The organism is Herminiimonas sp. GW821-FHT09C12, from assembly GCF_059416385.1.
Window position 1 is genome coordinate 215,444 of the sequence record NZ_JBWKPC010000002.1, and the last position, 14,205, is coordinate 229,648.

General features: G+C 52.2%; 12 protein-coding genes. 7 read left to right on the plus strand and 5 right to left on the minus strand.

All coding sequences use genetic code 11. The features are described from left to right. Positions 1-63: 63 nt before the first annotated feature. Positions 64-2,907, minus strand: a complete 2,844-nt coding sequence (gene ppc, locus AC07N2_RS10935; protein ID WP_494778307.1) for a phosphoenolpyruvate carboxylase — start codon at positions 2,905-2,907, stop codon at positions 64-66. 215 nt (positions 2,908-3,122) lie between these two features. Here ppc and hemC point away from each other — a divergent pair, with 215 nt between their 5' ends. The 5 genes from hemC (at position 3,123) to ppa (ending at position 7,990) form a co-directional block, all read left to right on the plus strand. Beyond that, entirely contained in the window at positions 3,123-4,076 is a 954-nt protein-coding gene (gene hemC / locus AC07N2_RS10940) for a hydroxymethylbilane synthase (RefSeq protein WP_494778308.1), read from the plus strand. Further along, positions 4,069-4,839 (plus strand): uroporphyrinogen-III synthase, encoded by a 771-nt coding sequence (locus AC07N2_RS10945; protein ID WP_494778309.1) that lies wholly within the window; start codon positions 4,069-4,071, stop codon positions 4,837-4,839. The genes hemC and AC07N2_RS10945 overlap by 8 nt, the downstream gene beginning before the upstream one ends. Further along, complete coding sequence (locus tag AC07N2_RS10950) at positions 4,836-5,996, plus strand: uroporphyrinogen-III C-methyltransferase (protein WP_494778310.1); 1,161 nt, start codon at positions 4,836-4,838, stop codon at positions 5,994-5,996. The genes AC07N2_RS10945 and AC07N2_RS10950 overlap by 4 nt, the downstream gene beginning before the upstream one ends. A gap of 65 nt (positions 5,997-6,061) precedes the next feature. After that, positions 6,062-7,258 (plus strand): heme biosynthesis protein HemY, encoded by a 1,197-nt coding sequence (locus AC07N2_RS10955; RefSeq protein ID WP_494778311.1) that lies wholly within the window; start codon positions 6,062-6,064, stop codon positions 7,256-7,258. Positions 7,259-7,450: 192 nt separating this feature from the next. Then, positions 7,451-7,990, plus strand: coding sequence for an inorganic diphosphatase (gene ppa, locus AC07N2_RS10960; protein ID WP_494778312.1), 540 nt, complete (start codon positions 7,451-7,453; stop codon positions 7,988-7,990). A gap of 72 nt (positions 7,991-8,062) precedes the next feature. Here the strand turns inward: ppa and AC07N2_RS10965 are convergent, their stop codons facing one another. From AC07N2_RS10965 to AC07N2_RS10975, 3 genes are all read right to left on the minus strand, one after another. Next, positions 8,063-8,941: an EamA family transporter gene (locus AC07N2_RS10965; RefSeq protein ID WP_494778313.1), complete on the minus strand. Its 879-nt coding sequence runs from the start codon at positions 8,939-8,941 to the stop codon at positions 8,063-8,065. Positions 8,942-9,077: 136 nt separating this feature from the next. Then, on the minus strand, positions 9,078-10,115 hold the full coding sequence (locus tag AC07N2_RS10970; protein ID WP_494778314.1) for a serine/threonine protein kinase: 1,038 nt from the start codon (positions 10,113-10,115) through the stop codon (positions 9,078-9,080). Positions 10,116-10,190: 75 nt separating this feature from the next. Then, complete coding sequence (locus AC07N2_RS10975) at positions 10,191-11,390, minus strand: GNAT family N-acetyltransferase (protein ID WP_494778315.1); 1,200 nt, start codon at positions 11,388-11,390, stop codon at positions 10,191-10,193. Positions 11,391-11,407: 17 nt separating this feature from the next. Here AC07N2_RS10975 and AC07N2_RS10980 point away from each other — a divergent pair, with 17 nt between their 5' ends. Next, entirely contained in the window at positions 11,408-13,021 is a 1,614-nt protein-coding gene (locus AC07N2_RS10980) for an NAD+ synthase (protein ID WP_494778316.1), read from the plus strand. 78 nt (positions 13,022-13,099) lie between these two features. Next, the gene (locus AC07N2_RS10985) at positions 13,100-13,438 is read left to right on the plus strand and encodes a P-II family nitrogen regulator (protein WP_076591876.1); all 339 of its coding nucleotides are present in this window, start codon (positions 13,100-13,102) and stop codon (positions 13,436-13,438) included. Positions 13,439-13,502: 64 nt separating this feature from the next. Here the strand turns inward: AC07N2_RS10985 and AC07N2_RS10990 are convergent, their stop codons facing one another. Then, positions 13,503-14,144, minus strand: coding sequence for a Smr/MutS family protein (locus tag AC07N2_RS10990; RefSeq protein WP_494778317.1), 642 nt, complete (start codon positions 14,142-14,144; stop codon positions 13,503-13,505). Between the last annotated feature and the right edge of the window lie 61 nt (positions 14,145-14,205).

The following is a 14,205-nucleotide window of genomic DNA, read 5'->3' on the forward strand; positions in this document are numbered from 1 at the left end:
TTTATGCCGAATAAAAAAAAAGGGAAGCACATGTGCTTCCCTTTTTTGTTGGTCTGACGATACTTAACCGGTATTGCGCAGGCCGGCAGCGATACCGTTGATCGACAAGTGAATACCACGACGTACACGGTCATCCACTTTGCCGTCGCGCATTGCTGCACGGTGACGTTTGATCAGTTCGACTTGCAAGTGATTCAGTGGATCGAGGTAAGCGAAGCGATTCTTGATCGAACGTGCCAGCAATGGATTGTTGGCCAAACGTTCTTTCTTGCCAGTGATCAGGGTCAGGCATGCCGAAGTACGTTCGTGCTCGCCAACGATGCGTTTAAAGATGCTGTTACGCAGCTTCTTGTCGACCACCATTTCCGAATAACGCGATGCAACGGCGAGATCGGTTTTCGACAAAACCATGTCCATGTTCGACAACAAGGTGACGAAGAACGGCCATTCCTTGAACATTGCGCGCAAGGTTGCAACGCGTTTGGCTTTGTTCTCGCCTTGCTCCAGCCATTGTTCGATGGCGCTGCCGAAACCGTACCAACCCGGTAACAGCAAACGACATTGTCCCCATGAGAAGCCCCATGGAATTGCGCGCAAGTCTTCAATTTTGCGGGTTGCCTTGCGTGACGCAGGGCGCGAACCGATGTTGAGCTCAGCGATTTCTGCAATCGGTGTGGCCGAGAAGAAGTAGTCGGTAAAGCCTGGTGTTTCGTACACCAGATTGCGATAGCCCTTGTAAGCAAGCTCGGACAATTCATCCATCACGCTTTCAAATTCAGCGAGTTTTTTCGCCGATTTGGTATCGGATGGTGATGGTGTCAGGCTGGCTTCCAGCGTGGCTGCAACCAGTAGCGCCAGATTGCGGCGGCCGATTTCCGGATTGGAGAATTTCGACGCAATGATTTCACCTTGTTCAGTCAGACGGATCTGGCCGTTCACGGTGCCTGGAGGTTGCGCCAGAATTGCTTCGTAGCTTGGTCCGCCGCCGCGACCGACTGTGCCGCCGCGACCATGGAACAGGCGCAGTTTGACGCCTGCATGGTTGAAGACTTGAACCAGTTCGGTTTCTGCCTTGTACAGTTCCCAGTTCGATGTGAGGAAGCCGCCGTCCTTGTTGGAGTCGGAGTAACCGAGCATGACTTCTTGCAGATGGCCTTGCTTGGCGATCAGCTTGCGCACACGCGGAATGGCCATCACTTGTTCCATGATGCTGGCAGCTACGCGCAAATCCGGAATGGTTTCGAACAAAGGAATCACCATCAATTCAACTTCGCCGACGGAGGCTTTGTCCGAATTGGAACGCAGCAAACCGGTTTCGCGTTGCAGCAGCAATACTTCGAGCAAATCCGACACGGTTTCTGTGTGCGAGATGATGTAGTTGCGGATGGCGCGTGCACCGTAGCGCTGACGGATATTGTGCGCAGCGCGCAAGATCGTCAGTTCCGAATTGGTTTCGTCTGAGTAGTCGATATACGGCGAATACAGCAGGCGTGGCTTATCCAGTTCAGCCAGCAACAGCTCAACTTTTTTCTCTTCCGGCAGTTTGGCGTATGCCTGTTCCACTTGTGCACGGTTGAACAATTCAGACAAGACACGTTCATGCACGTCTGAGCTTTGGCGCATATCCAGCGTTGCCAGATGGAAGCCGAAAATTTCAGCAGCGCGCAGCAATGGTGCCAGACGCGGTTTGATCAGGGCAGCGCCGTGACGTGCTTTGAGCGAGTCAACCAGTGTCTGCAGATCTTTGGAGAATTCAGTTGCGCTCTCATAAGGTGCGCCTGGGCCAACTTCCTTGCGCATCAGATTGGTTGCGCCGTGTGCACGGGCAGTTGCTGCCAGGCGTGCATAGATGCCAATTAGTGCGCGGCGATACTGTTCATCAGCACGATGTTCGGAAGTGTCTGGCGACATATCGGCCAGTGCTTGTACTTCAGGGCTAACGCCAGCGAGGAAAGTTGAAACAGGCAATTCGGCACCCAGAGCATGTACTTCCTCCAGGTAGAACTCGAGTATGGTCGTCGATTGACGTGCCAGTGCCAGTTCCATGGTGTCGGCATTTACATTCGGATTGCCGTCACGGTCACCGCCGATCCAGCTACCCATTTGTACGTAAGAGTGTTGTTCGCGTTGTGCATTGGCCGTGCTTGCACGCTGTGGGTATTGCTCGGCAATTTCTGCTTCGATGTCTTCGTATAAGGCCGGCAGTTCACGCAGAAAAGTAATGCGGTAGTAAGACAGGGCATTGTTGATCTCGTCTTCGACCGACAATTTCGAGTAGCGCAGCAAACGTGTTTGCCACAGAGTAGTGACTAGCGCATGCAGTCTTTCCGTATTGGCGGCCAGTTCCTTGGCTGTCATAGGCGCATCGCGCTGTGCTAGCAGACGTGCGATGTCATGTTCCGCATCGAGAATACTTTTACGTTGCACTTCTGTTGGATGTGCGGTCAGTACTGGCGAAATCAGAGCATCTTTGAAGAAGTTGCGTACCGTAGCGCCGGAAACGCCTGCACCATGCAGTTTCTCCAGTGCATAAGCGACGCTGCCTTCTTGTGGCGCAGAGCCTGCCAGCGAATGCGCACGACGACGACGGTTGTGGTGTTGATCTTCGGCGATATTGGCCAGATGCGAAAAATAAGAGAACGCACGCACCACGGAAATGGTTTGTTCGCGCGTCAGCTTTTTCAACAATTTGTTCAAATCAGCGCCTGCCTGCACGTCGGCTTCGCGACGGAAGCGCACGGCGGTTTGACGGATGGTTTCTACTACTTCAAATACTGCATCACCTTCCTGGTCGCGCAATACGTCGCCGAGCAGTCGTCCCAACAAACGAATATCTTCTTTGAGCGGTGCGTCTTTATTTGCCGATGGAGAGATCGCGCGAGGCGAGGATTTCAATTGTTTTGCCATATTGGAAGAGTGCAATCAGCTTGTTCAGAGTGATAAGGGTGGAGTAATACGAAGTTTTATACAGAGGCGCATGCTAAAATTTCCAGGAATTCATGATTCAAAAATCTGCGATGTCACCGATACTGTGGTGACATTGAAAGCGTGTCGAACTTGTAGAAAATCAAACACTTCATCAAGTTCGCCAGCCTCCCGACAGAAAATCGAAAGAAGCCGTGTTGAAATTTCCACCCCCGAAAAAATTAATCATCGCATCGCGCGAAAGTCGTTTAGCCATGTGGCAAGCCGAGCATGTGCGCGAAAAACTAGCCATATTATATCCGCAGTGCGTGATAGAGATTCTAGGGATGACTACACGCGGCGATCAAATTCTTGATCGCACCCTTTCCAAAGTGGGTGGAAAGGGTTTGTTCGTCAAGGAATTGGAAGTCGCGATTGCCGAGCGCCGTGCCGATATTGCCGTGCATTCGCTCAAGGATGTGGCCATGACCTTGCCGGACGGTTTTGAACTGGCAGCCGTGCTGGAACGCGAAGATCCGCGTGATGCTTTCGTGTCCAACGACCATGCGTCGCTGGAATCCTTGCCTGACGGCGCTGTCGTGGGAACCAGCAGCTTGCGCCGTCAAGCCTTGATTGCTGCACGCTATCCGCATTTGGTGATCCGCCCCTTGCGCGGCAATCTGGATCGTCGCCTGGGGAAACTGGATGCAGGCGAATATGCCGCCATCATTCTGGCTGCGGCTGGTTTGAAACGTCTGGGTTTGCAACAGCGCATACGCGCTTATTTGCCGCCAGAGCAAAGCCTGCCGGCACCAGGGCAGGGCGCAATGGCGATTGAAATCCATTCTGACCGCGCCGACTTGAAGGAATGGCTGGCACCGCTCAATCATGAAGCGACTTCTCAGGCTGTGACTGCGGAACGTACGGTTTCCAGGAATTTTGGCGGTAGCTGCCAGATTCCATTGGCCGCATTTGCCACGATAGAAGGCGACACGATGCGTTTGCGCGCCATCATCGCAACGCCGGACGGTTCCAAAATTGCCAGTGCCGATCTCAATGGTGCAGCCAATGAACCTGAAGTGCTGGGCCGTCAGATTGCCGATGCCTTGCAGCAGCAGGACGCCGAAGCGATACTGGCTTTGTGCAAAACGGATGCAGCCGGGGATGACTGAGTTTGTAGTAATTACACGGCCATTGGCGCAAGCCGATGCGCTGGCGCAGCGCGTGACTGAGCTTGGTCGGGAGGCGGTGATTTTTCCCTTGCTGGAAATCTTGCCTTTGGATGATCCGACTTCGTTGCAAGATGCATTGCGCGATCTGGATCAATATGCGCTGATTGCCTTCGTCAGCCCGAATGCGATTGATGCGGCATTTGCTGCACGCACCGATTGGCCACGCCATATTCCGCTGGCGGTAGTCGGCGAGGGAAGTCGCGCTGCCTTGGCTAACCATGGCGCAACAGCGCACAACAGTACGATCATCAGTCCTACCGATCTTGATCGTACCGATTCGCAAACATTATTGGCTGAACTCGATTTGGACGCACTGCGTGGCAAGCAGGTTTTGATCGTACGGGGTGAAACCGGACGGGAATTGCTGGGTGATGCGCTACGTGCTGCCGGCGCGCAAGTGACACCAGTGGCGGCATATCGCCGTGTGGCACCGACTTTCGATAATGCAAGACGCAGCGAACTGAAACGACTATTAGCTTGTCAGAACGATTGGATCGTGACCAGTTCGGAAGGTTTGCGCTTCCTGACGGAGATGGTTGCGCAACTCGATGAAACTGGGAGCGTCGCAAAAATGCAACAACAAAGAATAATCGTATCGCACGTTCGCATCGCAGAAACCGCGCAGTTGCTGGGTTTCAGCAATATTACCCTTACCAGATCAGGCGACGACGGACTGTTAGCCGCGTTACAATCTTGCTCATGACCGATATGCCAACAACTCCAGACTCTACGCCGCAAGCAACTCCGGCTGCGGCACCATCCAATGGCGTGAATCCGAATAGCGATACGCCATCCTCCAAAAATGCCGGTACAGGGCGTCAGCGCTTGATTTATCTGGCGCTTGTCATACTGGCTGGATTGCTCGCAGCGCAGTGGTGGGTATCGCGCGAAGAGCTTTCTACCGTCCGTACCGAAGTCGCTCGTCGTATTCAGAGTGGCGATGCCATCAATACTGAAACCAAGGTCATCGTCAAAGCGGCGCAGGAAACAGTCACCGAGTTGCAAGCCAAGGTCAACGTACTGGAAAGCAAACAGGTCGAAGCACAAAGCCAGCAACTGGCGCTGGAACAGCTGTATCAGGATCTGTTCAAGAAACGTGATGATTGGGCTTTGGCTGAAATCGAACAAGTGTTGTCCACCGCCAGCCAGCAATTGCAATTGGCCGGTAATGTACAAGGTGCATTGATCGCTTTGCAAAATGCCGATGCGCGTCTGTCGCGTGCTGACTCACCACAATTCGTCAATGTACGTCGCGCCATCGGGCACGACATCGCTCGTCTGAAAGCCTTGCCTAGTCTGGACTTGACTGGTATAGCCTTGCGTCTGGATAGCGTGATCGGCCAGATCGACACCATGCCTTTGCTGTCGGATGAGCAACCAGCGTTGCCTGCAAGTGAGCCGAAGAATCGTCCTGTGCCAGTCAAGCCACATGTGAAGAATGCAAAAGCTCCAGCTGAAGAAGCTGCTCCTGCAAATGATTGGTGGCCTGTCGCCAAAGCTAAATGGGAAAGCGTGAGTAGCGAAATGTGGGGCGAGATACAGCAATTGATACGTGTACGCAGCGTTGATACCTCAGACGCTTTGTTGCTGTCGCCAACACAAGCTTATTACGCTCGTGAGAATTTGAAGCTGCGTTTGCTCAATGCACGTCTGGCTTTGTTGTCGCGTAATGAATCTGCTTTCCGCAGCGACATGATTGCGTCGCAAGACAGCATCAGCAAGTATTTCGATACACGTGCGAAGCAAACACAAACTGTGCAAGCCATGTTGAAGCAAGTGCAGTCGAGCAATCTGGCGATTGAGATGCCGACGCTGGCAGAAAGTTTGAACGCAGTCCGTAACTTCAAAGCGAAGCCTTGATCCAGCATCAAGCTGGGTTTCAAGGTTGGCTTTTAAAACAACAATGATTGCTTACCGTTTTTAATATGCGCATATTCCTCTGGCTTCTCGTTTTGTTTGCCACTGCCATCGGACTGGCGGTGGTGGCGCGCTTCAATCCCGGTAATGTGGTGTTTTTCTATCCGCCATATCGGATTGATCTCTCGCTGAATTTCTTCATCCTGTTGTCCGTTCTGTTGTTCTTTTTGGTTTATGCGTTGTTGAAGACCATACGCGTAGCGCAAAAAATGCCGGGCAAGGTCGCTGCTTATCGTCGTGACAAACAGGAACGCAAAGGCAATCAAGCCCTGCGGGAATCCCTGAAATCGTATTTTGAAGGCCGCTTCGGTCATGCTGAAAAAGCTGCGATGCGCGCGACTGAATCACCGGACAATGCCGGCCTGGCCGCACTGATTGCTGCACGTGCAGCGCATCGTATGCAGCAGACCGAACGTCGCGATACCTGGCTGGCGACAGTGGAAGAAGATCAAACACTGAAAACAGCACGCTTGATGACCGCGATCGAATTGCTGGTCGATGAACGTCAGCCTGAACTGGCGCTGGATGTCGTCAAGGAATTGAACGCCAACGGCACACGTCATATCCACGCCTTGCGCATGGCGTTGAAGGCCAATCAACGTGCCAACAACTGGCCAGAAGTGTTGCGTCTGGTGCGTACGCTGGACAAGAACAACGCCTTGCATCCGGCCTTGTCGACGCGTCTGCGCGAATTGGCTTATCAGGATTTATTGAAAAATCCATCGAACGATGCTGAATCGTTGCGCAATATATGGTGGGCGATTCCAGCGGAAGATCGCGTGAAACCGTATGTGGCGATGCATGGCGCAGATGCTTTCAATCAGCGCGGCTTGCATGACGATGCGCGTGCGATTGTTGAAAAAGCGATAGCAACTGAATGGGATGACCGTTTGTTGCGTCCATATCGTGCATCGGCAGCACTCGAAGGTTCACCGGCTCTTCTGGCGCAGATTGAGCGTTGTGAAGAATGGATGAAAAAACATCCTAGCGATCCTGATCTGGCATTGACGCTCGGTACCTTGTGCCTACGACAAAATTTGTGGGGCAAGGCACAACGTCATCTGGAGCAGGCGCTATCCGATGCAAGCAATCCACGTATGTTGCAAGAAGTACATTTGAAACTGGCGCAATTGCATGAAGCCTTGAATCACGATGAAGAGGCCGCATCGCATTACCGTCTATGTGCGATTGCGACGACTTTGTAGTTCCTGCCACCGGGTGCATCGCTCTTGCATGCACCTGTTTCTTCCTTGTTTCCTGCCTTATTACGCCACGATTTGAATGATATTCGGTAGTTTTCCACCAGGCATCATCATCAAGGCAGGTTCAAGCAAGGCGCTGAAAGCCGCTATAATCTAGGGCTTGCTGCACCAACTTCCCACTTTTGAGAAAACAACATGAGTCTGAATCACGTTCCTGCCGGCAAAGATTTGCCGAACGACTTTAACGTCATTATCGAAATCCCTATGAACGCCGATCCGGTCAAGTATGAAGTTGACAAGGAGTCGGGCGCGATGTTTGTCGACCGTTTCATGAGCACCGCGATGCACTATCCGTGTAACTACGGCTACGTTCCGCAAACTCTGTCCGACGACGGTGACCCGGTTGACGTATTGGTGATCACACCATTCCCGCTGTATCCAGGCGTCGTTGTTCGCTGCCGCGCGATTGGCATGTTGAAAATGACCGATGAAGCTGGCGGCGACGCAAAATTGCTGGCAGTGCCTATCGACAAAATCCTGCCTATCTACAGCCATTGGCAAAAACCTGAAGACATCAATGATCTGCGTTTGCAACAGATCCAGCATTTCTTTGAGCACTACAAAGATCTGGAAAAAGGCAAATGGGTCAAGATTGAAGGCTGGGTCGGCCCGGATGAAGCCAAGGCAGAAATCATGTCTGGCGTTGAAGCGTACAAGAAAAACGCTGACAAATAAAAATTGCATTCACAGGTTTGTGTATAAAAAAAGCGCACTGCGAAGTGCGCTTTTTTATTGCCTGATTCTTTCTTAATGATTGGTTTTTCCGCTCAACCAACGTAGACCGAATTGGTTGAACGCCAGGCCGCCCAGCACCAGCATGCAGGCGACGATCTTCCACCATTGCAAGGCTTCATCCAATATCAATGCTGCACAAAACATACCGATGACCGGCACCAATAGAGTGAACGGCGCGACGGTCGCAGTCGGATATTTGCGCATCAACACTGCCCAGGCACCGAAGGCAAACATGGTATTCGGATAGGCTTGATACAAGACGCTGGCCATTCCGGGCCAGTTGAGCTTGTGTGCAGCCGTGACCCAGACGCCCGGACCTTCGATCAGCAGGGACGCGACTATCAGTGGCGGCAATGCGACCAGCGAACCCCAGACCATGAGAGCAAGTGGATTTACCTTGCCGATTTTCTTGGTGACGATGTTGGCAGTCGCCCAGCATGAACTGGCTGTAATGACGAGCAGGAAGCCGATCAGGGTTGCCTTGCTTTCCAGATTGTAGGCAACCAAAGCCATGCCGCTAAAGGCAATCAGCGCACCCAGCAGTTGCGTGATCCTCGGCCTTTCGCCGAGGAAGAGGATGGCGAATCCTATCGTGAAAAATACCTGCAATTGCATGACTAGCGAGGCCAATCCTGGCGTCAAGCCCAGTTGCATGCCGGAGAACAATAAGGTGAATTGCAGCGTGAACTGGAACAGGCCGAATGCGCAGAGCAAGCGCCATGGAATGGCTGGCCGCTTGATAAAAAATACCAGGGGAAAAGCAGCGAAAAAGAAGCGCAGTACAGTGAGTGAAATCGGCGAAAAGTCTTGCAAACCGATTTTGATGACAACGAAGTTGAGCCCCCAAATACTTACTATGGCGAGGGCAATCAGAATATCGGTGGGACTCATGGCAAATACAACTTCTCTAAACCCGAGAGTTTAATACGATTCCGATATACGAGTTGCATGCTGCTATGAACGACTGGTGACAGTTAATTGCCAGAACCGCAATCGTAGCGGTATGAGGCGAGGTAAAAAGAACTACTCAGTTCTTCCAGTATGAGTAGGCTGCAATGAGGACGGCGATGACAACACCGCATACCGGCCAGAATAATCTGGATTGCTGGAATGTCGGTGCATTGGCTGGTTGTTCGGAACGTTCTGCTTTGGGTTTGCGCTCATGTTCGCGTCGCGTGCGAGTCAGATAACGTTTGATATCGAGCGCCATTTCCTCAGCATTTTGATAGCGTTTATCTGCCTTTTTACTCATCGCTTTTGCGACGATTTTTGATAAGGCCAATGGCACGTTCGTCTGTATTGTGTGCACGTCAGGTGCCGCCTTGAATGCAATTTGATGCAATAACTTATCGGTATCAGCGGCTTGAAATGGTTTGCGGAAAGTCAGCATTTCATACATGACTGCACCTAATGAATAGATGTCGGTACGCGCATCGACTGCTTGCCCCATTGCCTGCTCGGGCGACATGTAATTGGGCGTGCCCAGAATATTGTCGTGGAATAGCGTGTAAGGCTCTTCGGCTTTGTGCGCCTGATCGGAGACTCTGTTGGGTGCGCGCGCAATGCCGAAGTCGACAACTTTCGGTTGATGGTCGGCCACCAGAAAAATATTGGCTGGTTTGATGTCTCTATGTACGACACCGTTTTTGTGCGCGTGATCGAGCGCATCGGCGATCTTCCAACTGATGGAGGCAACATCTTCCGCTGTAAAGCGATGACCTGCATCGAGTAGTTTGTTCAGTTCTCGACCTTGCAGATATTCCATCGCAATATAGGTAGAGTCGCCTTCGCTGGATGCTTCGTAGACGGTGACGATATTGGGATGAGCGAGTCGTCCGGCGGCGCGTGCTTCATTGATGAAATGTTGTTCGTGCTGCTTTTTTTCCACTAGCGACAGACGGCTGCGGAAGGTTTTGATGGCCACTTCACGGTCGATAATCGGATCGTGCGCCAGATAAACTACACCGATGGAACCTCGTCCTAGCTCATGTTTGATGGCAAAACGCCCGATGCGAATCAATCTGGTTTGCGTACTGTCGTTTGGAAGAGGTGTGCTGGGTGTCATTGTGCAGCTAGCATGCCTTGAGGTTGAGAAGCTGACAAGCACTCACCATGAAAAGTTGCTCGGAATTAACACTATTTATAACTTAAATGGATTCCGCTCGTTTAATTCGTCCATATAGGATTCGATACCGCCGGTTTCTCTTTTCAGAAATTCTTCAATTGCATTGGAAAAGGACGGATGCGCCAGCCAATGTGCCGACCAGGTTTTTTGCGGCAGGAAGCCGCGTGCCATCTTGTGTTCACCTTGTGCGCCGCCTTCAAAACAAGCCATTTTGTTGGTGATGCAGAATTCCAGTGGTTGATAGTAGGCGGTCTCGAAATGCAGGCAGTCGATATACGTCAACGCACCCCAGTAACGTCCGAATACGGTCTGTTCATCATGGATCAGCAGCGATGAGGCGATAGGCTGGCCGTCTTTCTCTGCAACGATCAGCAAAATATTCTGTGGCATCGTCGCGCCTATGCGCAGGAAGAAATCCAGATTCAGATACGGGGTTGAATGATGCGCGGCGTAGGTGTGGTCGTAGCAGCGCTTGAAGAATATCCAGTCTTCTTTGGTCGCATCATGGCCGGAGATGTGGCGGAAGCTGACACCGGCTTCCTGCACTTTACGGCGTTCGCTGCGGATGTTCTTGCGCTTCTTGCGCTCCAGTGTGTTCAGGAAGTCTTCAAAATCCCGGTAACCGGCATTCAGCCAGTGAAATTGCACGCCGGCGCGCAGCATGAAGCCCGCTTCGCGCAGTAATTCTGCCTGTTCCTGAGGCGGATACAGGATGTGGGTGGACGAGAATGCATTGTTTTCCTGTATGGACGTGATGGCTGCGATGAGCGCGATTCTGGCTTCTGCATCACGTGCCAGCAGGCGACTGCCAGTGACGGGCGTGAAGGGAATCGCCGACAGCAGCTTGGGGTAGTAGTCGAGGCCATTGCGCTCGTAAGCATCCGCCCATGCCCAGTCGAACACATATTCACCGTAGGAGTGCGTCTTGGCATACAAAGGCAGGGCGGCGACCAATTCTTCACCTTGATCCTTTTCCTCGCGCCAGATAGTCAGGAATTGCGGTTGCCAGCCGGACTTTGCCGAGGCGCATCCGCTCTCATGCAATGCATCAAGGAAGGCAAATGACAGGAAGGGATTGGCATCAGTCTGCAGTTGCACTAGCGCATCCCAGGCGGCTTGACCAATTTCTGAAAGAGAAGAAACGATACGCGTGCGATAATTAGTAGATAACTTCACAAGTGGTTTAGCTTGATCCGCAGATTCACGTTCATTCATTTATCGTTATTCATGTCATGACAGTCAAAGTTGCTATCGCTCAAATCAACAGCACCGTCGGCGATCTCGCCGGTAACCGTGCGAAGATTGCTGAATTCTCTCGTCGCGCCGCCGAACAAGGCGCAGACATCGTATTAACACCAGAATTATCGTTGGTCGGTTATCCGCCAGAAGATTTATTGCTGCGTCAGTCATTCTACGCAAAAACGTCGGAAACGTTGGCCGCGCTTGCAAGCGATCTGGCAGCGTTGAAGGATGTACATGTCATCGTCGGCCATCCATTCGAAAAAGACGGACAACGTTTCAATGCCGCATCGGTTCTGCTCAACGGCAAGATCAGCGGTACTTATTGCAAACACGATTTGCCGAATGCGACCGTGTTCGATGAAAAACGCTACTTCGCTTCTGCCGATCAGCCTTTGGTATTCGACGTAAAAGGTGTGCGCTTCGGTATCAATATCTGCGAAGACACCTGGTTCCCGCATGCACCTGCACGTGCAGCAGAAGCGGGCGCGAAAGTACTGCTGGTGCCGAACGGTTCGCCTTTCCACATGAACAAGCAGCACCTGCGCATCGATGTCATGCATGCAAATGTCACTGTGCACGGCATGAGTCTGGTTTATGCGAATCTGGTTGGTGGGCAGGATGAGCTGATTTTCGACGGTAACTCGTTTGTGCTGGATCAGTCTGGCGAGACGCGTGCGCAATTACAGCATTGCGTGGAAGACTTGCAGATCATCGAATTCGAAGGCGGTCAGCCGATTGATGGCACGATCGTGGAAGAATTGTCGGTCGAGGCGCAAGTCTACAAAGCCTTGGTGCTTGGTGTGCGTGATTACATCGGTAAAAACGGATTCCCGGGCGCCTTGATCGGTATGTCTGGTGGTGTCGATTCTGCGTTGACGCTGGCGGTTGCGGTGGATGCGCTAGGTGCTGACAAAGTACGCGCCATCATGATGCCGTCGCCATACACGGCTGAAATCTCCTGGGTTGATTCGCGCGATATGGTCAAGCGGGTTGGCGTGCGCTACGACGAGATTGGCATCAACGATTGTTTCGAAGCATTCAATCGCACGCTGGCCGATGAGTTCAAAGGCTTGAAGCAGGATACGACGGAAGAAAATATTCAGGCACGCATACGCGGCACCATCTTGATGGCTTTGTCAAACAAGCATGGTTCCATCGTGCTGACGACTGGTAACAAGAGCGAGATGGCGGTTGGCTATTGCACCTTGTACGGCGACATGGCAGGCGGCTTTGCCGTGCTCAAGGATATTGCCAAAACGCTGGTTTATCGCTTGTGTGCCTATCGCAATACGGTCTCCGACGTGATTCCTGATCGCATCTTGACGCGTGCGCCATCGGCTGAGTTGCGACCAGATCAAACCGATCAGGATTCGCTGCCGCCGTATGACGTGCTGGACGCGATCATGCAAATGTATATGGAAGAGAACCAAAGTGGTGCAGATATCATCGCGGCTGGTTATCGCCCGGAAGATGTGGCGCGTATTACTCACTTGATCAAGATCAACGAATACAAGCGGCGTCAGTCGCCGGTCGGTATCCGCGTCACGCACCGGGCATTCGGGCGCGACTGGCGTTATCCGATTACATCCAAATTCCGCGAATGACAGCACAAAAAGCTTTCGGGCTATGGGCTCTCCGGCGTAGACTAATGCAAGTGCACAATTAATTTAATGGGAGTATCGATGAAACAAGTTACCGCAATTATCAAGCCATTCAAACTGGATGAAGTGCGCGAGGCACTGGCCGAAGTCGGCGTAACCGGCTTGACCGTCACTGAAGTCAAAGGCTTTGGTCGTCAAAAAGGTCATACCGAGCTGTACCGTGGTGCGGAATACGTAGTCGATTTCCTGCCTAAGGTAAAAGTTGAAGCGGTGGTAGACGATGCTGGCGTAGAGCAGGCCATCGAAGCGATCATCAAGGCTGCGCGTACCGGTAAAATCGGCGACGGCAAGATTTTCGTGCAGGCAGTTGAGCAGGTAATCCGTATTCGTACCGGCGAAACAGGCGCTGATGCCGTCTAAGTAAGAATGTTGATGCTGTGAATGTCGACTCCGAACATAGGTTCGGAGTGAAGTGGGCTAAGTCTTAGCTAGCCCTGAGCAGCACAATCAAAGCACCTGCGCCGCCATCGGCCGCCTTGGCCTGGCAAAAGGCGATGACTTCGTCTTTCTGTGTGAGCCAATTCCGTACTTTATTTTTCAATACAGGTTCTTTATTGATAGAACCTAGTCCTTTGCCGTGTATGACACGTACGCAACGCACACCGCGTTTAACGGCATTCCGTAAATACTCACCTAATGCGTCGCGTGCTTCATCGGTACGCAAGCCATGCAAATCGAGCTGACTCTGGATCACCCAGTGTCCGCGTCTAAGTTTGCGTATGACGTCCGGCCCGATGCCGTTACGGGCATAACTGAGGGCATCATCTGTATCGAGCAGGGTTTCGACGGTGAAGTCGTCGGACAGTGATTCGCGCAATGCCGCTTGCTCGTCCGCTATACGGTGGCGTGCAATGGGAAGTGGGCGAGGGCTGTTTGTGGCTAATTTGTCAGAGGGTGTCAGTGGCGCGACGTCGCCTATGCTGCGGCGGAATAGATCGGCTTCCAGCTGCGCAGTTTTTTCTGCTTGCAGACGTTCTGCTTCTGCGATTTTGCGGGCTTCTTCCTGCTTCTTCAAATCCTTCTGCAAAGATTTGAGTGCAGCAAAATCCTTGATTGAGGCAGGCATGACATTACTTCCTGAATGATGTGGCTGATCACTAAGCTAAGCAATTTGCCGCATGAACAGG